The organism is Paraburkholderia sp., from assembly GCF_028283785.1.
Classification (GTDB): Bacteria; Pseudomonadota; Gammaproteobacteria; order Burkholderiales; family Burkholderiaceae; genus Paraburkholderia.
Map to the genome: position 1 here is coordinate 141614 of NZ_JAPWKB010000002.1, position 22277 is coordinate 163890.

The window sequence follows — 22277 nt, forward strand, 5'->3', positions numbered from 1 at the left end:
CCTTCGCACCGTCCAGCGGCATGGCGCGCGTGGCTGCGCCCGACCGCGATGGGCGCGCCGATCGTGATCCTGCTGCTGGTGATGCTGATCTACCCGGTCGGCCAGTTGCTGATGCTCAGCGTGAACAACGGCAACGGCTTTTCGCTGGTCGAATATCGCCGCCTGTTCGCGTCGTCGGTGTATGTCGAAGTGCTGCTGATCACGCTGAAAGTGTCGCTATGGACGACGTTCTTTTCCGTGCTGACCGGCTATCCGATTGCGTATCTGATTTCGTCGCTGACGCGCGAGCGCAAGAACCGTTTGCTGTTCTGGGTGCTGCTGTCGTTCTGGACCAGCTTTCTGGTGCGCACCTTTGCGTGGGTCGTGCTCCTCGGACGCAACGGCGTGATCAACTCGCTGCTGATGCATCTCGGCATCATCGATCAGCCGCTCAACCTGCTCTACAACTTCTGGAGCGTGATCGTCGGGATGGTGCATGCACTGATGCCGCTGGCCGTGCTGACGATGCTCTCCGTGATGGAAAACATCGACCGCCGCTTGCCGAGCGCAGCGGCGACACTCGGCGCGCGTCCCGGCACGGTGTTCTGGAAAGTGTATTTCCCGCTGTCGTTGCCGGGCGTCGCGGCAGGCGCGCTGATGGTGTTCGTCACCGCGATCGGCTTCTTCATTACGCCGACGCTGCTCGGCGGCCGCCATCAAACCATGATTACGCAACTCATCATCGATCAGGTGATGCAGGCGATGAACTGGGGCTTCGCCGGTGCGATCTCGGTACTGCTGCTGGCCGTCGTGCTGGTCGTGTTTCTCGTCTACGACCGGATGGTCGGACTGTCGACGATGGCCGGCGGCGCATCGACCGCGGCCGCATCGCGCAAGCCCGGCGGCTGGAGCCGCAAGCTCGGCGATACGATCCTGACGCTGCTCGGCAATGCGACGGATCTCGTGATCGGCATTCTGCCGAAACGCCGCAGGCGCGCGGCGAACGGCGAAAGCGTCGGCCTTCGCGTGGTCGTGGTGTTGCTGCTGGTGTTCCTCAGCGCGCCCGCATTCCTGATGATTCCGCTGTCGTTCGATTCGGCTTCGGGCCTCGCTTGGCCGCCGCACGGTTTCTCGTTGCAGTGGTACCGGCAGATGTTCGACTCGCCGTTGTGGATGCAGGCCATTACGCGCTCGATGCTGATCGGTGTCGGCACCGGCGTGCTGTCGATGCTGATCGGCACGCCCGCGGCCTTCCTGATGGTGCGCGGCGGCATGCGCGGCAAGGCGGCGATGCTCGCCTTCGTGCTCGCGCCGATCGTCGTGCCACGGATGATCGTCGCGGTCGGCGTGTTCTATTTCTTCGCGAAGATCGGTCTGGTCGGTTCGTCGTTGGGGCTGGTGCTGGCGCACACGATGGTCGCGGTGCCGTATGTGGTGATCACGATGATGGCCGTGCTGCGCAACTACGACACCCGCCTCGATCTCGCCGCGCAAAGCATGGGCGCGCGGCCGTGGGCGACGCTGCGCCGCGTCACGTTCCCGATTCTCGGCGCGGGGTTGATGTCGTCGTTCCTGTTCGCGTTCGCCACCTCGTTCGACGAACTGACGATTGCGCTGTTCACGTCGGGCGGCCTGAGCACGACCTTGCCCAAGCAGTTCTGGGACGAAATCACGATGCAGATTTCGCCGGTGATCGCCGCCGTGTCGACCTGCCTGTTCGCATTTATCGCTGTGTTGATCTGGACCGCCGACCGCTTCCGTCGACGCAGCCTCGCCTCCTGAACTCATCTCAAACCGAGACATTTCCATGCTTTCAGCACGACAACTGCACGGCGTGATGCCGGCGATTCCGACCCCCGTCCACGCCGACGACACGATCAACGTCGACGCCGCGCGCGCGTTGATCTCGTATCTGCTCAAACAGGGTATCGACGGTATCGTGCCGCTTGGCGGCACCGGCGAATACGGTGCGTTGTCGCGCGCCGAACGGATCAGGATGGCCGAAATCACCGTGAAAGAAGCGGCCGGACGCGTGCCGGTGATCGCGGGCGTGCTCGACCCCGGCTATCACGACGCGATGCAGGCCGCGCGCGATTTCGCGGCCGCAGGCACGGACGGCTTGCTGGTGCTGACGCCCTACTACACGAACCCGACGCAAGCGGGCATTCGCGATTACTTCATGCGCTATGCCGATGAATCGCCGCTGCCGATCCTGCTGTACGAGATTCCGTATCGCACGCGGATCGCGATTGCGCCCGAGGTGCTGCACGAACTGTCGCGCCATGAACGGATCATCGGCATGAAGGCGTGCAATACCGACATGTGGCATTTTCTGCGCACGGTGGCAGGCGTCGATGAATCGTTCGCGGTGTTGAGCGGCGAAGACACGCTGTTTCCGTTGCATATCGCGGCCGGTGCGCGCGGCGGAATCGTCGTCACCGCGTCGTTGCTGCCGACCGCGTGGCGCACCATTTATCAGCTCGCCGCCGACGGCAAGACCCAGGAAGCACTCGCGCTGCATCGCACGCTGATTCCGTTGATGAACCTCGCATTCGCCGAAACCAATCCGGGGCCGATGAAGTCGGTGATGGATCTGATCGGCGTGCATGCGCCGGACATGCTCGCGCCGCTGGTGCAGGCCGCGCCGGATGTGTCGGCGAAACTGCGGGTCGAACTCGACAAGCAACTCGACGTATTCGAGCGCCGAGCCTAAGCGGTTTCGCGCGGCGGGTGCGGTGTCGCGTCAGCGCGGATAGCCGGACAGCCGCGCTTTCGAAATCGACGTGGCCGCGACCTGCACATGTTGCGCGAGTTCGGCTTCGACGCGCTCGCGCGACCAGCGCGAAGTCGGCACTGAAATATTGATCGCGGCAACGCCGATCCCGCCATGATCCGTGACCGGCGCCGCCACCGAAATATCGCCGAGCACGGTTTCGTTTTCGATGACCGCGTAGCCGCGCCGCGCGACTTTGCGCACGCGCTCCAGCAGTTTGTCGGGATGGGTTTCGGTGTAATGCGTGAGTGGATCGAGCGGCGTTTGCGCAAGGATTTCGCGCACGCGTTCATCGGACAGACGCGACAGGATCGCGATGCCCGCCGCCGTGAACAACGCCGGCAAACGCGCACCGACGACGATGTCGATATTCACCAGATGCTGGCCCGGAAAGCGCGCAACGAACACGATCTCGCGCCCGTCGAGTTCGAGCAGATTGGTGGTTTCGCCGAGCCGTCTGCTGATGTCGAGCAGATACGGCGACGCCTTGTCGATCAACTCGTTCGCGCGCACGTAGTTGTAGGAAAACTGCAGCACCTTGGTGGTCAGGCCGTAGCTGCGCGTATCGGGCACACGCGACAGATAACCCAGCACTTCCAGCGTGTGGACGAGCCGCTGCGTGGCACTGCGATCGAGCCCGGAGACGCGGGCGATATCGCCGAGTGTCATGTGTCGCGTGGGACCGTCGAACGCATGCAGCACCTGAAATGCTTTTTCGGTCGATCCAACGAACAGCGACGAACGCGGCGCGTCGGGATCACGCTCGGTGGGCTTGCGGGCCGGGTCTGTCGCGCGAGTTGACATGGTCGTATCGAGATTGGAAGAAATCGCATTGCAGTCATCCTGATTGTAATGCAATCGATTCGCGCAAATAAGCGCTTTTCTCGCGCCGCACGCTGCGTCAAACCACGCGACACGTTTCGACGTCCACACTCCCAGGCATGAAGTGTGCTGCTCCGTTCGTCCCAATCGTCGACGAGGAGAATCCATTGAAAGCCAGGACACTGATCTGCACCGTCGCACTCGCCACGGCCTGCGTTTCGCAAACGGCCTTCGCACAGATCGCGGGCGTGCAACCGCTCGGCGCGACCGTCGAACAGGCAACCGGTTTACTGCAAGGCTGGAGCGTGCGCAAGGCGCTTGTCGATGAACCGGTCTACAACGATACCAACGAGAAAGTAGGCAGCATCTACGACATCATCATCGCGCCCGACCGCAAGGCGACGTACGCGATTCTGTCGGTTGGCGGTTTCCTCGGCATGGGCAAGCACTATGTCGCGATTCCCATCGATCACTTCCAGATTCACGACGGCAATCTCTATCTGGCGGGCGCCACCAAAGATGCGCTGAAGGCCGTGCCGGAGTTCCAGTACAACAAGCTGGAAAAAGCCACCAAGCCGAAGAAGATCAAGCCGCAATAACGCGGTTCGGCGCACGCGTCGGCGTACGCCGAACGTTGCGACGGCCGGGTTCAGTAGGTCAGAAACGCGCGTTGCAGCGCATCCGCGTCGCATGCGCCGGTGAGTGCGAGCATCGTCAGGATGCGCGCCTTGTGCGGGACATGATCGTCGGCGGCGAGCCAGTCGTAGCGGTCGTCGGGTTGCGCGGCGTTGCGGATCACCACGCCGCCGCCCGTGCGCGATGCACGCACCACATGCACCGCGCGCGAACGCGCATCGCGCAACGCCGCCACCACCGACGCCGCGACATTGCCGTTGCCGGTCGCCGCATACACGATGGCCCGCACACCGGTATCGAGCATCGCGCGCACGCCGTGATCGGTCATCCCGCCATGCGCGTAGACGATGCCCACCTCGGGCAAGTCGTGTATCTCCGCGATCGACCACTCGGTTTGCACCGTATGACGGCGCGCCGCAAGCCGGTAAAAACGCGGCACGCCTTCGACGATATAACCGAGCGGACCATACGGCGATCTGAACGCTTCCTGCTTGAACGTGTTCGTCTTGACGACATCGCGCGCGGTGTGAATTTCATCGTTCGCGACGACCAGTGTGCCCTTGCCGTGCGCATCGCGGCTCGCCGCGACCACAATTGCGTGGTACAGATTTAGCGGCCCGTCCGAACTCAGCGCGGACGGCGGCCGCATCGCGCCCACCACCACGACCGGCTTCGCGCTCTTCAGCGTGAGATGCAGGAAATACGCGGTTTCGTCGAGGGTATCGGTGCCGTGCGTAATCACGACGCCGTCCACGTCGTCACGCTGCAACAGCGCCGCAACGCGCTTGCCGAGTTGCAACAGATGCGCGGTGCCGAAATTTTCCGAGCCGATCTGGAACAGCTGCTCGGTGCGGATATCGGCGATCTCCGCTGCAGCGGGCAAGCCGGTCAGAATCTCGTCGATACCGAGCACCGAACAATCGTACGCCGACGTATTCACCGCGGAGCCGCCGCGCCCTGCAATCGTGCCGCCGGTGCCGATCAGCACCAGACGCGCCTTTCCGGTGTGCGCGGTCATGCGCGCCCGCCCGGTTCGAACAGCGTCGCGTCGATCGATGTCGCGCGACCGCCGATGCGTTCCCCCAGCAATTGCGCCGCCCCCGCCGCGAGCGTGAACCCGAGCGCGCCGTGTCCGATATTCAGCCACAGATTGCGCACGTGCGTAGCGCCGACGAGCGGCGTGCCGCGCGGCGTCGCGGGTCGCAAGCCCGCCCATGCTTCGGCGGCCGAGTAGTCGCCTGCATCGGGAAACATCGCTTCGGATTCGCGGCGCAAGGTGGCAAGGCGGCGACGGTTCAACTGACGCGAATAGCCGACGATATCGGCCATGCCCGCCACCCGCAGCCGATCGCCGAGTCGCGCATAGACGACCTTGCGCGCGAAATCGGTGACGCTGATCGACGGCGTTTTCGAGGCGGTTTCGACCGGGACGGTCAGGCTATACCCCTTCAACGGATAAACCGGCACGTCGATTCCAAGCGGCTTCAGCAAGCCGGTGCTTTCGCAACCGAGCGCGATCACGATCTGCTCGCCCGGCAGACGTCGCGCACCCGACCACGCTTCGGCCCGGCCGCCCGCGCGCGACGTCAGCGCGGTCACCGGCGTACCGAGTTCGAACGACACACCGCGCGCCCTCAGCAACCGTTCGAGACTCGTGCAAAAGCGATAGCAATCGGCGGTGTCTTCGCTGGCGGTGTAAATGCCGCCCGCGAACTGGTCGCGCAGATGGCCGAGCGCCGGTTCGACGTCGATGCACGCGTCGGCGTCGAGCGCGACCTGATCGCAACCGAGCGTGCGCTGAAACGCGAGTTGCCCGACCGCCGATTCGAACGCCGCGCCGTCACGATGCACGACCAGTTTGCCCGAGCGCACGAAGTCGAAATCCAGCGACGGCTCCGAGTCGATCAAGCCGTGCATCAAGCTGCGGCTCAGAAACGACAGTTCGAGCAGCGCACGCGTGGAGCGCGCACTCTGCTCCGTCGTACACGCGCGCATGAACTGCATGCACCAGCGCCATTGATCGATATCCAGCGCCGGACGAAACCGCATCGGCGCGTCGCCGTCCATCAGCCAGCCGGGAATCTTCGCGAGCACGCCGGGCCCCGCGAGCGGCGCGACATAGCTGTACGACAGTTGCGCGCCATTCGCAAAGCTCGTCTCTCTCGCAACCGACGGATGACGATCGACGACCGTGACCGAATGACCCGCCGCGTGCAGAAACCACGCGCTGGTCAAGCCGATCACGCCCGCGCCGAGAACAAGAACTTCCATGCTTCCCTCACATCTTCACGACGTCGAGCAGGTTCTGCTTTCCGCTGCGGTAGTCGTACAGTGAAATCGCGCCCTGCTTCAGGTCGCCTTTCGCGTCGAACTGCGTCTTGCCGAGCACGCCCATGAAATCGGTGCCGGGCATCGCTGCGAGAATATCGGCGGCACGGATCGATTTTGCGCGCTTCATCGCATCGACGACGATATACACCGCATCGTATGCGAACGGCGCATTCAGCTGCACACGCTGGTTGAAGCGCGCTTCGTAGCGTTTCTCGAACGCCGGACCATTCGGCATTTTCGCGAGCGGCATCCCGGCAATCGAACAGACGACGTTATCGGTCGCGTCGCCCGCGAGCGTGACCAACGAATCCGCGCACAGCCCGTCGCCGCCCAGCACGCGCGCGCCGATCGCCAGTTGCCGCGCCTGCTTCGCGAACGGACCGCCGGTCGCGTCCATGCCGCCGTACATGATGATGTCCGGATGCTCACCCTTGATCTTCGTGAGAATCGCGCGGAAATCGACGGCTTTATCCGTCGTTGCATCGTGCGACAGCACGGTCAGGCCGTCGGCTTTCGCCTGCTTTTCGAACTCGTTGGCGAGACCCTGCCCGTAAGCGGTCGCATCGTCGACGATCGCCACCGACTTCGCTTTCAACGTCGCCTTTGCATAATTCGCCAACGCCGGACCTTGCTGCGCGTCGGTCGCAACCACACGGTAAGCGGTCCTGAAGCCCTGCTGCGTGTACGCCGGATTCGTCGCGGACGGTGAAATCTGCACGATCCCCGCGTCGCTATAGATTTTCGACGCCGGAATGCTGGTGCCCGAATTCATATGACCGACGACCGCCACCACGTGATCGTCCACCAGTTTTTGTGCGACCTGCGTGCCTTGGCGCGGATCGGACGCATCGTCCTGCGCGTCGAGTTCGAGCGTGACGGCCTGGCCATTGATGACCAGACCGCGCGCGTTGATCTCTTCGATCGCGAGGCGCGCGCCGTTTTCGGTGTCTTTGCCGAGATGCGCATTCGGGCCGGTCAGCGGTGCGGCATGGCCAATTTTGACAATTTCGCCGGCGATGGCCGCCGTGGTGCCGAGCACCATCAAACTGCTGCCGATGCTCACGCAAAGCGTGCGATGAAACGTAGCGGACATGGGATTCTCCTGTAGGGTCGGTGTCGTCGAAGACTGGGCACTGGCGCCAATTTAGGTCCGCAAAAAACCGCCGCATTGCAGCGCTTCGCTAAAAAATAGAAGAAATGCGACATCGCGGATCCGCGACTTTTTTGCGTGGCTATACTCGTTGCATCGCCGCTTCGCGAACCCGCGATGACCGCCATGACCACCCGCACAGCACCGCCCCGTTCATCCGAAGACGCCGATCCGCACGCCGGACGCGGCATCGTCGCGCAGCTGGACCGCGCCGCGTCCGGGCCGAAGCCGGGCGCGAAACACGAACTGAATATCGGCTTTCTGCTGTGGCCGAGCTTTCCGATGCTGTCGCTGGCGGGCTTTTGCGACGCATTGCGCCACGCCGCCGACCTCGGCGATCAAAGCCGCCCGTTGCGGTGCGCGTGGACGCTGCTCGGGATCGGCACCCGCGCGGTCGAAGCGAGTTGCGGCATCGCCGTACCGGTCGAGCCCGTGCAAGGTTCGCCGCGCCAGTTCGACTATCTGGTCGTGATCGGCGGCTTGCTGCCCAATCTCGATCACGTCGATCGCCGCTACTGGGACTATCTCCACGAAGCCGACGCGGCCGGCGTGCCGCTGGTCGGCCTGTGCACCGGCAGTTTCGTGCTTGCGAAAGCGGGCTTGATGCGCGACCACGTCGCATGCGTGCACGCGTTTCATTTCGAGGACTACAAGACGCGCTTCCCCGGACTGCGCGCCGTCACGCACACCGACTATCTGATCGACGGTGCGCGCACGACCTGCGCGGGCGGCGTATCGGTGATCGAACTCGCGACACGGCTGATCACGTTGCATTGCGGCCCCGATCGCGCGTCGAAGGTGATTCACCAGATGACGGTCAACCGCCAGCACGGCACGTCGTTCGTCGAGCGTCGCAAGGCGTTGGGTTATCTCGCGGTCGGCGATCTCGTCGTCCGGCACGCGCTGGTGCTGATGGAAGAAAACCTCGAAGCACCGCTGACGATTGCAGGCATCGCCCGGATGACCGGCAGCAGCGTGCGGCAACTGGAACGCAATTTCCTCGCTGAGATGGGCGTGTCGCCGAAAGAGTTTTACCGGTCGATGCGGCTTCGTTACGCGCGCTGGTTACTGCTGAATTCCGCGAAGCAGATCACCGTGATTGCCTACGAATGCGGTTTCGCCGATGCCGCGCATTTCATTCGCGATTTCAAACAGGTGTATGGCGTGACGCCCGGAAAACTGCGCGCGTCGCTCGACGGCCGGACGGCCGCAGTTGCCGCCCCCGCCAGCGCGCCGCAATCGATTGCCGCTGCAACCCGTCAAAAAATTCCCACTCGCCGGGAAAGTGATTTTTGAAAACCGGGAAGCTTCTGGCATGCTGACTCCGTCATTCATCACTCTGGCTTTGCCGTGAATTCGAACGAGAACGTCACCGGCGCCGAACGTGTGCTGCTGGTGCTATCCGCGCTGGCGGGCCACGGCAAGGCGATTGCCGTCAAGGATCTGTTAGCCGTGACCGGCCTCGCGCAAAGTACCTTGTACCGGCAGATTGCGCTGCTCAAGCGCTGGGGCTTCGTCGCGGAAAACGCCGGACATTACGCGCCCGGTCCGATCAGCCTGCAACTCGCACTCGGCTTCGACATGAACTCGCTGCTGGTCGAAGCGAGCCGCAACGCAATGCACGAACTCGCGCGCGCGTCCGGCGAAAGCGTCGGGCTGGTGGTCGCCGTCAAGGCTCAGGTGATGTGCATCGAGATGGTCGATAGCGAGCACGCGTTGCGCTGCTCGTTCGAAAAAGGCCGCGCGGTGCCGCTCAAGGCGGGCGCGTCGGCGAAATCGCTGCTTGCCTTCATGTCCGCCAGGGACCGCGCGGAAGCGCTCGAACGCGTGTTCGCAACCGATCCCGCCGGATGCGCCGCGCTCGAAGCCGAACTCGAAACGATCCGCACGCAAGGCTACGCCGTCAGCGACAGCGAGGTCGATTCCGGCGTGTGGGGCGTCAGCGCACCGATCTTCCGGCGGCATGGCCGTGGCGCGGGCAGCACCGCATCGATCACGCTGATGGCGCCTTCGACCCGCGCGACCGGCCGCGAAACCCAGTTTATCGACGGGACGCTGCGCGCGGCCCGAACCATTTCAACGCATATGCAGACCGGCTGACACGTCGTCGACCGAACGCCTGCCCGGCCGGGCTTTGCACCCACTTTCCCCGCAAGGAGCCTTACCCATGAAGTTGAACCGACTGCTGTCCCTCGCCTGCGTGACGCTTGCCGTGACGTTGACGGGCATGTCCACCGCCGCGTCCGCACAAACGCCCGCCGCGCTGAACGTCGCCACCGACGCCACCTTCCCGCCGATGGAGTTTTCCGAAAACGGCGCACGCACCGGCTTCGACGTGGACATCATGAACGCGCTCGCGAAGGCGATGAACCGCCAGGTTCAATGGACCGATATCGACTTCAAGGGCTTGATTCCCGGTGTGATCGCGCATCGGTTCGACGTCGCGATCTCCGCGATCTACATCACCGACGAACGCGCGAAAGTGGTCGATTTCACCGACCCGTACTTCGCGGGCGGCCTGGTCGCGCTGGTGAAAAGCGACTCGCCGTATAAATCGATCGCCGATCTGAACGGCAAGAAAGTGTCGGTGCAGGTCGGCACGAAGTCGGTCAGTTTCCTGCGCGACAACTATCCGCAGATCAACCGCGTCGAAGTGGAAAAGAACCAGGAAATGTTCGATCTGGTCGGGATCGGCCGTGCCGATGCTGCCGTGACCGGCAAGCCGGCCGCGTATCAACTGGCGCGCACGCGCCCCGGTTTCCGCGTGCTCGACAAGGCGCTGACCACCGAAGCGTACGGCATCGCCGTGCGTAAGGACGAACCGCAACTGCGCACCGACCTGAACGCGGCACTGGCGAAAATCAAGGCCGACGGCACCTATGCCGCGATCGTCAAGAAGTGGTTTGGCGGCAGCGCGCAATAAGCGCAAACGGCACGGACGCTCACGATGGATCTCGACTTTTCGCCGGCAATCGCGGGCTGGCACGACATACTGCACGGCGCCGTCGTCACGGTCGAAGTGACCGCCGCGGCGCTGGTTCTCAGCTGCATTCTCGGGCTGTTGATCGGTATCGGCCGGCTCACGCCGAAGAACCGCTTCATCTATGGTTTCTGCACGGTCTATCTGACCTTCTTTCGCGGCACGCCGCTGCTGGTGCAACTCTTTTTGCTGTTCTTCGGTTTGCCGCAATTCAATATCCTGCTACCTGCATTCGTCTGCGGCGTGCTCGGATTAGGCTTGTATTCGGCCGCTTATGTGTCGGAGATCGTGCGCGGCGCGATCCAGTCGGTGGATCGCGGGCAGATGGAAGCGGCGCGGTCTATCGGCATGTCGTCGGGTCAGGCGATGCGCGCGATCATCCTGCCGCAAGCCGTGGTGCGGATGATTCCCCCGCTCGGTAACGAGTTCATCGCCTTGATCAAGAACTCGGCGCTGGTGTCGCTGCTGACCATCAACGACCTGATGCACGAAGGTCAGAAAATCATCAGCGTGTCGTACCGGTCGCTCGAGGTCTATATCGTGATCGCGCTGGTGTATCTGGTGCTGACGCAAGCGACCAACTTCGCGCTGCATCGGGTCGAGCGGCGTTTGCGCGCAGGAGGGATGGTGCAATGAGCGTCACGGATAACACATTGCCCGCCGCCGAACCCATCGTCAGGATTCGCGGGCTGACCAAATCGTTCGGTGAACACGTCGTGCTCAACGGCATCGACTTCGATATCCAGCCGCAACAGGTGGTGGTCGTTATCGGTCCGAGCGGCTCGGGAAAAAGCACCTTCCTGCGCTGCTGCAACGGTCTCGAACAGGCCGAAGGCGGCACCGTCGATATCTGTGGTCATCGTCTGGTCGATCAGGGCGTGATGCTCAAAGAGCGTTCGCTCAACGCACTGCGCACCGAAGTCGGCATGGTGTTTCAGTCGTTCAACCTGTTTCCGCATCTGTCGGTGCTGCATAACATCACGGTCGGTCCGCGCATGTTGCGCGGCGCGGCGAAAGCCGAAGCCGAACAGGCGGCGCTCGCGCTGCTCGACAAAGTGGGGCTCGCGCACAAGGCGAACGTGATGCCCGCGAGTCTGTCGGGCGGACAGAAGCAACGTGTCGCGATTGCGCGTGCGCTGGCGATGAAACCGCGCGTGATGCTGTTCGACGAGCCGACGTCCGCACTCGATCCCGAACTGGTCGGTGAAGTGTTGCAGGTGATGAAACTGCTGGCCAGCGAAGGCATGACGATGGTGGTCGTCACGCATGAAATGGGCTTTGCGAAGGACGTCGCGGATGTGGTCGTGGTGATGGACGGCGGCGTGATCGTCGAAGCCGCGCCGCCGTCGGAGATTTTCTCGGCGCCGAAACAGCCGCGCACGCAGGCGTTTTTGCAGGCGGTGTTGTCGCGCGCGTAGTCTGTGCGCCGAAGCGCGACGTGATGCAACACACTGGCCCGCCGATGCGGGCCAGTGTGTTTTCGGACAGCGTCAAGCCGGTGCGGCCTGCCGCACGATATTGAAATTGCCCGATGCCTGACTCGTCGGCATCATTTCGATTGCGTTGATATTGACGTGCGGCGGCAGCGCCAGCAGCCACGAGATCGTGTGCGCGATATCCACGGCGGTCAGCGGAGTCGCGTCTTCGTAGACCCGTGCCGCGCGTTCCGCATCGCCGTGAAAACGCGTCACCGAAAACTCGGTGCCGCCGCACAGACCCGGCTCGATCGACGTCACGCGCACCTGCTTGCCGGCGAGATCCGCGCGCAGGTTCAGGCTGAACTGATGAACGAATGCCTTGGTCGCGCCGTACACATTGCCGCCCGGATACGGATACGTGCCCGCAATCGAGCCAAGATTGAAAATCCAGCCGCGATTGCGCGCCACCATGCCCGGCAACGCCGCGTGCGTGCAATACATCAAGCCCTTGATATTGGTGTCGACCATCGCTTCCCAATCGGCGAGCGGCACGTCGTACGCGGGGTCCGCATTCAGCGCGAGACCCGCATTGTTGACCAGCACGTCGATCGGTCCGTATTCGCTTTCGATCTCCGCGAACAGCGCGGCGACGCGCGCGCCGTCGCGCACGTCGAGCGTTTTCGGCACCAGTTGCGGGCCGCATTTTCCGGCGAGCGCGCTCAGGCGATCCAGACGCCGCGCGGTGGCAAAGACGCGATGTCCTTCGCTGCACAGGCGTTCGCTGATCGCTTCGCCAAAACCGGCACTTGCGCCGGTTACGAGAATATTCATCCGTGATACTCCGACATCATCTTTACCGCATTGAAAAAGAGGCTTACGTCAGCAACGCAAGCACGCCCGACGACAACAGCAAGCCGCACACGATCCGGTCGAACCAGACGGGCGCGAGCAGTCCGCACGCGCGCTCGCCCGCACAGACGCCGAGTGCGAACACCGGCGTCAGCACGGCGGCCGTGTAGAGCTGCGGCAACCGGATCTGATGATTGGCCATCAGCAGCAGCGTCGCGCCGCCGAACAGCACAGTGAAATAGCCGAGCAGGTTCGCGCGCAATGCCGAACCCTTCGCCATCGCCGAAAAATAGAACACGGCGGGCGGACCGCCGAGCCCGGCAAGCGCCGTCAATGCGCCGCTGACGACACCGGCCGCAAGCGTCGGGCGCCACGATCCGCTGTGCTGCCAGCGCCATCCGCCCATATGCAGCGCGGTCGCGAGCAACACTGCGCACGCCACCAGCTGACGCAAGCCGAGTGCGTTGCCGTGCGCAATCCAGTGCGAGGTCAGCGCCGTACAGACCAGCGCGACCAGCGCCAGCGGAATCACCGACCGCCATCGCACCGCACCGCCCCACTCGCGCACGCCTTGCAGCGACGTCGCGCAATGCACCAGCACGATCAGCGCGCCGGCGTCGGGTGCGCTGATCAGCAGGCCGAACAACGGCGCCATCACCAGCGCGCCGCCAAAGCCCGTCAATCCTTTCGCCGCGCCCGCCGCGAATGCGATTGCCGCAAGCCATCCAACACTCGCGAGCGGCGCGACCAGCATCACGATCCGGACAGTTCGAGCGACTTCAGCGTGTCGCGCAGCACGGCCACGGTACGGTCGATATGCTCGCGATCGAACACGAATTGCGGCGAGAGAATCGCGCAATCGCCGGTGGTTTTCAGATGCACGCCCGCGTCGAACAGCATCTTTTGCAGCAGATGACCACGACGCCCCGGCTTGCCGTCCGATTTCACATCGACGCCCGCGACCATGCCGTAACCGCGAATGTCGGTGACGATCGAAATATCGCGCAGGCTCGCCACCTGTTCGAGGAAATAGCCGGACAGATCGTGCGCGCGTTCGAACAGCTTTTCGTCGCGGTAGATATCGAGCGCTGCCAGCGCGGCCGCGCAGGCGACCGGATGCGCGGACCACGTATAGCCGTGGAAAAATTCGATCGCGCCTTCGGGCGCGGTATCGACGATCGCATCGTGAACGTGCTTCGCCACCGCGACGGCCGCCATCGGCACCGCGCCGTTGGTCAGCGCCTTCGCCATCGTGATGAGGTCGGGCGTCACGTTGAAGCTCTGCGCGGCAAACGCGTGGCCGGTCCGGCCGAAACCGCAGATCACTTCGTCGAACACCAGCAGAATACCGTGCGCCGTGCAGATTTCGCGCAGCCGTTCCAGATATCCGACCGGTGGCACGAGCACGCCCGTCGAACCGGCGATCGGCTCGACGAAACACCCGGCGATATTTTCCGCGCCATGCAGATTGATCAGGCGCAGCAGGTCGTCGGCGAGTTCGCGGCCATGTTGCGGTTGCCCCATCTGGAAGCGATTTTCTTCGAGCCAGGTATCGCGCATATGCACGACGCCGTGCACCAGATTGCCGTATGCGCGCCGGTTGTTGACCATCCCCGACAACGCGATTCCACCGAAATTCACGCCGTGATACGCGCGTTCGCGCGACACGAACATGGTGCGTCCCGGCGCGCCTTTCGCCCGTTGATACGCGAGACAGATCTTCATCGCGGTATCGACGGCTTCGGACCCCGAACCGACGAAGAACAGCTTGTCGAGGCCGTCGGGCAGCAAGTCCGCGAGACGGTTCGACAGTTCGAACGACTTCGGATGCGCGCGCAGAAAGCTCGGCGTGAAATCGAGTTCGAGCAGTTGCGCGTGCACGGCATCGGCTATTTCGGTGCGGCAATGGCCGGCGGGTGTCGTGAACAGACCGGAGCCCGCATCGAGAATCGCGCGGCCGTCGAGGTCGTAGAAATACTGGTCTTTGGCGCGCGCGAACAGTTTCGGATCTTCCTTGAATTCCCGGTTCGGCGTGAAGGGCAGCCATTGATGCTGCATCGACGGTACAGCGGAAGAAGTGACGGATGACGCGGCGTTTAGCGTAGTGCTCATGGTGGCGGTTCCTCGAAGAGTGTCACCATCATTGCAATTTTTTTGGCGCCAGCATAATGCCAACAGAATCATTCGATGGTGCCAGCAAGGAATGAACGTGCATCGCAGCGAACACGATCTGATGTGGCGGCAATTGCTGCCCGTTCCCGAGCGCGGCAGCGCGCCGCTGCAAGTGCAATTGCGCACCGCACTCGTCAACGCGATTCTCGACGGGCGCCTGCCGGCAGGTTTGCGCCTGCCATCGGGGCGTGAACTGGCCGTGCTCGCCGACGTGTCGCGCAACACCGCCGTGCTCGTCTACGAGCGGCTGGTCGCCGACGGCTATCTGGAAGCGCGGGCGCGCGACGGCTTCTACGTGTGCGATGCGATCGGCCGCGCGGAGGTCGCGCCGGTCGTCGGCAGCGGCACTCCGCATCAACCCGACTGGCACGCGCGCACCGCCCCCACCGGCGACGCGTTGCGCTGGCTCGACCGCCCTGCCGGCTGGCAGAAATTCCGCTATCCGTTCGTCTACGGGCAGTTCGATCCAAAGCTGTTTCCGTTATCCGACTGGCGCGAATGCAGCCGTCAGGCGCTCGATGTGGCGTCCGTCGAAAGCTGGGCGCAGGACGGCGCGCACGGCGATTCCGCACGGCTGATCGAGCAGTTGATCCGTCGCGTGCTGCCGCGTCGCGGGATCGCCGCGACGCCCGATCAGATCCTGCTGACGATGGGCACGCAGCACGGGCTGTATCTGTTGTCCGAGCTGTTTGCAAAACCGGGCACGGTGTTCGGCGTCGAGAACCCCGGCTATATGGATGCGCGCAATATCTTCGCGCGCAGCGGCGCGCGGGTCGCGCCGTTGCCGGTCGATGAATTCGGCGTCGAGCGGTCGCCGGAACTGGCGCACTGCGACTACATCTACTGCACGCCGAGCCACCAATGCCCGACCGGCGTGACGATGAGCACCGACCGCCGCCTCGCGCTGCTCGACCATGCCGCGCGTCACGATCAGGTGATTTTCGAAGACGACTACGATCCGGAAACGCAGTACGTCGGCCAGCCGCTGCCCGCGCTCAAAGCCATCGACAGATGCGATCGCGTGATCTATCTGAGCAGCCTGTCGAAGCTGCTGTCGCCGGGTTTGCGGCTCGGCTACGTGGTCGGCCCCGCACCGGTGATCGACAGGCTGCGCGTGATTCGCCGCCTGATGATCCGTCACGCGCCCGGCAACAATCAGGTCGCCGCCGCGCTGTTTATCGAGCAGGGCCATTACGACCGTCTGCTGAACCAGACACGGCAAACCTTGAGCAAGCGCGCCGCCGCATTGATCGACGCGGTTCGGCGTTATCTGCCCGACGCGGTCTTTTGCGATCCGCACGGCGGGTCGTCGGCGTGGGTCAAGCTGCCGGGCCATCCGGACATGTCGGCGCTGCGCGCGGCGTGCATCGCGCAAGGCGTGCTGTTCGATCCAGGCGAACCGTTCTTTTACGACACGATGCGCGAGCCTTATATCCGGCTCGGTTACTCGTCGATACCGGTGGAGCGGATCGAACCCGGCGTGCGCGAACTCGCGAAGCTGGTGGAGCGTTATACGCGGCGCAACGGCTCGCGTCGTACGGCACTCGCGTCGGCGTCTTAGCAGGCGCGGTCGCATTCTTCGCGACCCAGCGTTGTGCAGCGACGCACAACGAGCGGCACCGTATCGCACTACAACGGGGCTACGCACGACACATCCAGCACGAGTCGCGCGACGCGAACGGGCGATGCGCGACGACATTCGCGGTGAGATTCGCGACGTCGGCTGCGAGTGCGTTGCTGGCCCAATCGAAAACCCTCGCTGGCCCCATCGGCTGGTCAGGAACGTGCATCAACACAATACGAACCCTGCGCGGGCATGCGCGGGCGTCATCGACTCAATCATCCAAGACCAAAGAGGATCACCGCATGAAAGCGTTTGCCCCGTTCCCCAATGCGAAGCGTGTTTCCCTTCCCCGTCTGCTTCGCACGGTTGCTGCGATCTGCGCAGCTGCTCTGGTGACGAGCGCGTTTGCTGCCGACAAGGAAGTCACGATCGCCTATCAGGACATGATGGTGCCATGGCGCTACGCGCAACAGCTCGACGAAGCGGGCAAGGCAACCGGCTACAAGGTCAACTACCGCAAATTCGGCGGCGGCGGCGACGTGATCCGCGCGATGGCGTCGGGCAACGTGCAGCTCGGCGAAGCCGGTTCGAGCCCGGTTGCGGCCGGTCTGAGCCAGGGCTTGCCGATCCAGTTGTTCTGGATTCTCGACAACATCAACGACGCCGAAGCGATGGTCGCGCGTGACGGCAGCGGCGTGACGGGGCGTCGGTCGCGCAACTGAAGGGCAAGCGCCTCGGCGTGCCGTTCGTATCGACCAGCCATTTCCACGCGCTGCTCGCGCTCAAGAAAGCCGGTCTCAGCGATAGCGACGTCAAGGTGCTGAACATGCGCCCCGCTGAAATCGCGGCAGCGTGGGCTCGCGGCGATATCGACTCGGCCTACGTATGGAACCCGGTGCTGTCGAAGATCGAAGCGAACGGCAAGGTCATCACCACGTCGGGCAAGATCGCGTCGCAAACCGGCCTCGCCACCTTCGACGGCTTCGTGGTCAATAGCGACTGGGCGAAGGCGAATCCGCAATTCATGACGAGCTTCGTGAAGATTCTCGCGAAGGGCGATGCGGATTACCGTGCGCATCCGGATCAATGGGTCGGCACCACGCCGCAAGGCAAGGCGGTGGCGGAAGTCAGCGGCGGCGCGCCGGCCGAAGTGAAGGAATCGCTCGCGCTGTACCAGTTCCCGACGCCGCAACAACAGATGTCGGCGGAATGGCTGGGCGGCGGCAAGACGTCGGGCGCGGCGAAGTCGCTGCTCGCCACCGCGAACTTCCTGAAGGAACAGAAGACGCTGCAAAGCACGCTGCCGGATTATTCGACCGGCGTGACGGATCAGTACATCAAGTCGGCACTGGCCGCGAAGTAAGCGACGCAGTCAGCGACCATCGTTCATCCACGGACATCGATCATGCTTGAAATCAGGGATCTTTCGATTGAATATCCGGCCCGCAAGGGACCGCCCGCGCTCGCGCTCGACAATGTGTCGCTGACCATCGAAGCAGGCGAATTCGTCGTCGCGCTGGGTGCGTCGGGTTGCGGCAAGACGACCTTGCTCAATACGATCGCGGGCTTCATTCCGCCCACGCGCGGCGAGGTGGTGCTGGACGGCAAGCCGGTCGAAGGGCCGGGTTTCGAACGCGGCGTGGTGTTTCAGAAGCACGCGCTGATGCCGTGGATGAACGTGATCGAAAACGTCGAGTTCGGTCTGCGGCTGCGTCATATGCCGCTCAACGAGCGCCGCCGGATCGGCATGGAGTGTCTGCGCCGGGTCGGCCTGTCGCAGGTCGCGCAGCGGCCCGTGTACGAGCTGTCGGGCGGGATGCAGCAACGGGTGGGCGTCGCGCGTGCAATCGCGTCGTCGCCGCACGTGATGCTGCTCGACGAACCGCTCGGCGCACTCGACGCGTTCACGCGCGAGTCGATTCAGGAACTGCTGCTCGACTTGTGGAACGATTCGAAAGGCGTGTTCTTCTTCATCACGCACGATGTCGAGGAAGCGCTGTTTCTCGCGACGCGGCTGATCATCATGGCGCCGCATCCCGGACGGATCGTCCACGAACTCGAACTGCCGTTCGCGCGGCAATTTCTGGAGACACGCGACGCTCGCGCCACCAAGGCAAGCGCCGCGTTTATCGCGATGCGCGAACAGGTGCTGTCGCTGGTGCATCAAACGTCGTCGGGAGGGATCCACTGATGTCGAATTCACGTACCGACGTGCTGATCGAGCCGCCCGTCAAACCACAGCCCGCCGCGCTCAAGCCCCGCGCGCGACGCAAGCGCGCCGCCAGTTATGGCGCGTTGGGCCAGGGCAACACGTTCCCGATCAGTCTCGCGACCACGCTCGTGCTGGTGGCGTTGTGGTGGACCAGTACGCGCTTCGGCTGGATCAAGCCGCTGTTCCTGCCGTCGCCGGGCGCGACGTTCGACGCGTTGATCGGCGCGATCCGGGGCGACACGCAAGGCGGCACCCTGCTCGTCCAGCACATCACGATCAGCGTGATCCGCGTGCTCGCGGCATTCGCGCTGGCGGTCGTCACCGCCGTGCCGGTCGGGATCGCGATGGGTACCTCGCGGATCGCGCGCGGCATCTTCGACCCGGTGATCGAGTTCTACCGGCCGCTGCCGCCGCTCGCGTATCTGCCGCTGATCGTGATCTGGCTCGGCATCGACGAAAGCGCGAAGATCACGCTGATTTTTCTGGCGTGTTTCGCGCCGCTCGCCATGGCATCGAAAGCAGGCGTACGCTCGGTCGCCATCGAACAGATCAACGCCGCGCGCTCGCTCGGCGCGACACGCTGGCAAGTGATTCGGCTCGTGGTGTTCCCCGCCGCGTTGCCGGAAATCCTGACCGGCATGCGGATCGCGATCGGCTTCGGCTGGACCACGCTGGTCGCCGCGGAAATGGTCGCGGCCACGGCCGGACTCGGTCAGATGGTGCTGAACGCGTCGAACTTCCTGCGCACCGATATCGTCATCATGGGCATCGTGGTGATCGGCGTGCTCGCGTATTGCTTCGATCTGCTGATGCGGCAAATGGAGCGCGCGCTGACGCCGTGGAAAGGCAGGATGTAAAGCGGTGGGTGGTCAGGCGGGATGGGTTCAGGCCGGGTTGCCCGAAGCGGGAATCTTGACTGCTGTAGGTGGTTAAAAACGAGGGCCACCGAAGGCCCTCGTTCTGCGATGCGCCGCGCGCGTTACTTCGCGGCAGCCGCCGCTTCGGCTCGCGCCTTATGCAGTTTCGTGTAACTGTCGATCAGGCGGTGGTGCCTTTCGAGGCCTTCCAGTTTCGTACTCGTCGGCGTGAGACCGTAGAAACGCACGCTGCCGTCCACTGACCCCAAAACCGCATCCATCCGGGCGTCGCCAAACATCCGGCGGAAGTTGACCACGTAGTCGTCCAGATCGAGCTCGTCATCGAGCATCACTTCCAGCACCACGTTCAGCGCCTGATAAAACAATCCGCGCTCGACCGTGTTGTCGTTGTATTGCAGGAAGGCGCCCACCAGTTCCTGGGTCTCTTCGAATTTCTGCAACGCGAGATTGATAAGCAGCTTCAACTCGACAACGGTCAGTTGGCCCCAGTCCGTATTCTCGTCGAATTCGATGCCGATCAGCGTGGCGATATCGGAGTATTCGTCCAGCTCGCTGTTATCCAGTCGCTCGAGCATTGCTTCCAGCGCCGCATCGTCCAGACGATGCAAATTCAGAATATCGGCGCGGAACAACAGCGATTTATTCGTGTTATCCCAGATCAGATCTTCTACCGGATAAACTTCCGAATAATCCGGCACGAGAATCCGGCACGCTACTGCACCCAGCTGGTCATACACCGCCGTGTAGACCTCTTTGCCCATCTCTTCGAGAATGCCGAACAATGTTTCCGCTTCTTCGACATTGGAGTTTTCACCGTGGCCGGAGAAATCCCATTCGACAAACTCGTAATTCGCTTTCGCGCTGAAAAAGCGCCACGACACCACACCGCTGGAATCGATGAAATGCTCGACAAAGTTATTCGATTCAGTCACCGCATTACTGACAAAGGTGGGCGGCGGCAAATCGTTCAGCCCTTCAAAACTGCGCCCTTGCAGCAATTCCGTAAGACTGCGCTCCAGCGCCACCTCGAAGCTCGGATGTGCGCCGAACGAGGCAAAGACACCGCCGGTTCGCGGATTCATCAACGTAACGCACATCAACGGATAAACCCCGCCCAGCGACGCGTCTTTGACCAGCACAGGGAAGCCCTGCTCTTCCAGCCCACGAATCCCGGCCAGGATGCCCGGATACTTCGCCAGCACCTCCTGCGGCACATCGGGCAGCGCGATTTCGCCTTCCAGAATTTCACGCTTGACCGCACGCTCGAAGATTTCGGACAGACATTGCACCTGCGCTTCGGCCAGCGTATTACCGGCACTCATGCCGTTGCTAACGAACAGGTTCTCGATCAGGTTGGACGGAAAGTACACGACTTCACCATCCGACTTCCGCACAAACGGCAGCGAGCAGATACCACGCTCGACGTTGCCCGAGTTGGTGTCGTACAGATGCGAACCGCGCAACTCGCCATCGGGATTATAAATTTCCCGGCAGTATGCATCCAGAATCTCAGCCGGCAACGCATCCTTGCGGCCAGGTTTAAACCAGCGCTCGTCCGGATAATGCACGAACGGTGCATTGGCGATCTCTTCACCCCAATACGCGCCGCCATAGAAATGGTTGCAGTTCAGACGTTCGATAAACTCGCCCAACGCCGAAGCCAATGCGCTTTCTTTGGTCGCGCCCTTGCCGTTGGTGAAGCACATCGGCGAGTGCGCATCGCGAATATGCAGCGACCACACATTGGGCACGATATTGCGCCACGAAGCAATTTCGATCTTCATGCCCAAACCCGCCAGAATGCCCGACATATTGGCGATGGTTTGTTCCAGCGGCAGATCTTTGCCTGCAATGTAGGTGCTGACGTCGGAAGCCGGCTTTAACGTCAGCAACGACTGGGCATCGGCATCGAGGTTTTCTACTTCTTCGATAATAAACTCGGGGCCGGCTTGCACCACTTTTTTGACCGTACACCGGTCGATAAAACGCAAAATACCCCGGCGATCGACTTCCGACATATCCGGCGGCAATTCGACCTGAATCTTGAAAATCTGCTGATACCGATTTTCCGGATCGACGATATTGTTCTGCGACAGCCGGATATTTTCCGTAGGAATATTGCGATTCACGCAATACAACTTCACGAAGTAAGCTGCACACAAGGCCGATGAAGCCAGAAAATAATCGAACGGGCCCGGCGCCGAGCCATCGCCCTTATAGCGGATAGGCTGGTCGGCCACGACCGTGAAGTCATCGAACTTGGCTTCAAGACGGAGCTTGTCGAGGAAGTTGACTTTAATTTCCATGGGAGAATCCTAAACTGGTGCTCAAAATGACGTAGCCGCTATTATCCGTCACCCGGTGCCGTTGCTGTTGCAGATCGCGAATCTGGCGGCGGTGACGGTCGATGACGGTGGCGGCGCGCTGGCGTCGGGGAGCATGAAGTTGCTGAAGTTGCGGGCCGGAAGGGGTGACGATGCGGCGCGATGGGCCGGCTATCTTAGTGACGTGGG

Annotated in this window: 19 protein-coding genes and 1 pseudogene; 12 read left to right on the top strand and 8 right to left on the bottom strand. The window is 62.8% G+C overall.

All coding sequences use genetic code 11. From position 1 onward, the window contains the following. Window positions 1-48: 48 nt before the first annotated feature. Window positions 49-1761, top strand: coding sequence for an ABC transporter permease subunit (locus tag PW947_RS01120; protein WP_299629288.1), 1713 nt, complete (start codon window positions 49-51; stop codon window positions 1759-1761). A 25-nt stretch (window positions 1762-1786) separates the two neighbouring features. Continuing rightward, a complete protein-coding gene (gene dapA / locus PW947_RS01125) occupies window positions 1787-2692 on the top strand; it encodes a 4-hydroxy-tetrahydrodipicolinate synthase (protein WP_299628888.1) in 906 nt (301 codons plus the stop codon). Window positions 2693-2722: 30 nt separating this feature from the next. On the opposite strand, the gene PW947_RS01130 is transcribed toward dapA, so the two are convergent. After that, window positions 2723-3556, bottom strand: a complete 834-nt coding sequence (locus PW947_RS01130; protein ID WP_299628890.1) for an IclR family transcriptional regulator — start codon at window positions 3554-3556, stop codon at window positions 2723-2725. A gap of 185 nt (window positions 3557-3741) precedes the next feature. Between PW947_RS01130 and PW947_RS01135 the strand changes: the two genes are divergently transcribed. Further along, the gene (locus PW947_RS01135; RefSeq protein WP_299628891.1) at window positions 3742-4173 is read left to right on the top strand and encodes a PRC-barrel domain-containing protein; all 432 of its coding nucleotides are present in this window, start codon (window positions 3742-3744) and stop codon (window positions 4171-4173) included. 50 nt (window positions 4174-4223) lie between these two features. On the opposite strand, the gene PW947_RS01140 is transcribed toward PW947_RS01135, so the two are convergent. Genes PW947_RS01140 through PW947_RS01150 form a run of 3 tightly spaced genes read right to left on the bottom strand, consistent with a single transcriptional unit; the run spans window position 4224 to window position 7583 of the window. After that, on the bottom strand, window positions 4224-5228 hold the full coding sequence (locus tag PW947_RS01140; protein WP_299628892.1) for an asparaginase: 1005 nt from the start codon (window positions 5226-5228) through the stop codon (window positions 4224-4226). Further along, window positions 5225-6481 carry a D-amino acid dehydrogenase gene (locus tag PW947_RS01145; protein ID WP_299628894.1) on the bottom strand — a complete coding sequence of 419 codons (1257 nt, stop codon included), beginning with the start codon at window positions 6479-6481 and terminating at the stop codon, window positions 5225-5227. Before PW947_RS01145 ends, PW947_RS01140 begins: the two co-directional genes overlap by 4 nt. A gap of 7 nt (window positions 6482-6488) precedes the next feature. Then, the gene (locus PW947_RS01150; RefSeq protein WP_299629290.1) at window positions 6489-7583 is read right to left on the bottom strand and encodes a branched-chain amino acid ABC transporter substrate-binding protein; all 1095 of its coding nucleotides are present in this window, start codon (window positions 7581-7583) and stop codon (window positions 6489-6491) included. Window positions 7584-7817: 234 nt separating this feature from the next. On the opposite strand from PW947_RS01150, the gene PW947_RS01155 reads away from it, so the two are divergent. The 5 genes from PW947_RS01155 (at window position 7818) to PW947_RS01175 (ending at window position 12089) form a co-directional block, all read left to right on the top strand. Then, window positions 7818-8987 carry a helix-turn-helix domain-containing protein gene (locus PW947_RS01155; protein WP_299628896.1) on the top strand — a complete coding sequence of 390 codons (1170 nt, stop codon included), beginning with the start codon at window positions 7818-7820 and terminating at the stop codon, window positions 8985-8987. A 54-nt stretch (window positions 8988-9041) separates the two neighbouring features. Further along, window positions 9042-9791, top strand: coding sequence for an IclR family transcriptional regulator (locus PW947_RS01160; protein WP_299628898.1), 750 nt, complete (start codon window positions 9042-9044; stop codon window positions 9789-9791). 67 nt (window positions 9792-9858) lie between these two features. Continuing rightward, window positions 9859-10614, top strand: coding sequence for a transporter substrate-binding domain-containing protein (locus PW947_RS01165; protein WP_299628900.1), 756 nt, complete (start codon window positions 9859-9861; stop codon window positions 10612-10614). A 24-nt stretch (window positions 10615-10638) separates the two neighbouring features. Beyond that, window positions 10639-11307, top strand: coding sequence for an amino acid ABC transporter permease (locus tag PW947_RS01170; protein ID WP_299628902.1), 669 nt, complete (start codon window positions 10639-10641; stop codon window positions 11305-11307). Next, the gene (locus tag PW947_RS01175) at window positions 11304-12089 is read left to right on the top strand and encodes an amino acid ABC transporter ATP-binding protein (protein WP_299628904.1); all 786 of its coding nucleotides are present in this window, start codon (window positions 11304-11306) and stop codon (window positions 12087-12089) included. Before PW947_RS01170 ends, PW947_RS01175 begins: the two co-directional genes overlap by 4 nt. A 72-nt stretch (window positions 12090-12161) precedes the next feature. Here the strand turns inward: PW947_RS01175 and PW947_RS01180 are convergent, their stop codons facing one another. The 3 genes from PW947_RS01180 to PW947_RS01190 are packed head-to-tail and all read right to left on the bottom strand — an operon-like array spanning window position 12162 to window position 15050. Further along, complete coding sequence (locus PW947_RS01180; RefSeq protein WP_299628906.1) at window positions 12162-12920, bottom strand: SDR family NAD(P)-dependent oxidoreductase; 759 nt, start codon at window positions 12918-12920, stop codon at window positions 12162-12164. A gap of 43 nt (window positions 12921-12963) precedes the next feature. Continuing rightward, window positions 12964-13692, bottom strand: coding sequence for a sulfite exporter TauE/SafE family protein (locus tag PW947_RS01185; RefSeq protein ID WP_299628908.1), 729 nt, complete (start codon window positions 13690-13692; stop codon window positions 12964-12966). After that, window positions 13692-15050, bottom strand: a complete 1359-nt coding sequence (locus tag PW947_RS01190) for an aminotransferase class III-fold pyridoxal phosphate-dependent enzyme (protein ID WP_299628910.1) — start codon at window positions 15048-15050, stop codon at window positions 13692-13694. Before PW947_RS01190 ends, PW947_RS01185 begins: the two co-directional genes overlap by 1 nt. Before the next feature lie 91 nt (window positions 15051-15141). Here PW947_RS01190 and PW947_RS01195 point away from each other — a divergent pair, with 91 nt between their 5' ends. The 4 genes and pseudogenes from PW947_RS01195 to PW947_RS01210 all read left to right on the top strand — a co-directional run bounded on the left by PW947_RS01195 (window position 15142) and on the right by PW947_RS01210 (window position 19743). Next, window positions 15142-16671: a PLP-dependent aminotransferase family protein gene (locus PW947_RS01195; protein ID WP_299628912.1), complete on the top strand. Its 1530-nt coding sequence runs from the start codon at window positions 15142-15144 to the stop codon at window positions 16669-16671. 305 nt (window positions 16672-16976) lie between these two features. After that, window positions 16977-18037: pseudogene (tauA, locus tag PW947_RS01200) on the top strand (taurine ABC transporter substrate-binding protein). Window positions 18038-18079: 42 nt separating this feature from the next. Then, window positions 18080-18865 (top strand): ATP-binding cassette domain-containing protein, encoded by a 786-nt coding sequence (locus PW947_RS01205; RefSeq protein WP_299628914.1) that lies wholly within the window; start codon window positions 18080-18082, stop codon window positions 18863-18865. Beyond that, entirely contained in the window at window positions 18865-19743 is an 879-nt protein-coding gene (locus PW947_RS01210; RefSeq protein ID WP_299628915.1) for an ABC transporter permease subunit, read from the top strand. The genes PW947_RS01205 and PW947_RS01210 overlap by 1 nt, the downstream gene beginning before the upstream one ends. A 122-nt stretch (window positions 19744-19865) precedes the next feature. Here PW947_RS01210 and PW947_RS01215 read toward each other — a convergent pair whose 3' ends face one another. Beyond that, entirely contained in the window at window positions 19866-22070 is a 2205-nt protein-coding gene (locus PW947_RS01215) for an OsmC domain/YcaO domain-containing protein (protein WP_299628917.1), read from the bottom strand. Window positions 22071-22277: the final 207 nt, after the last annotated feature.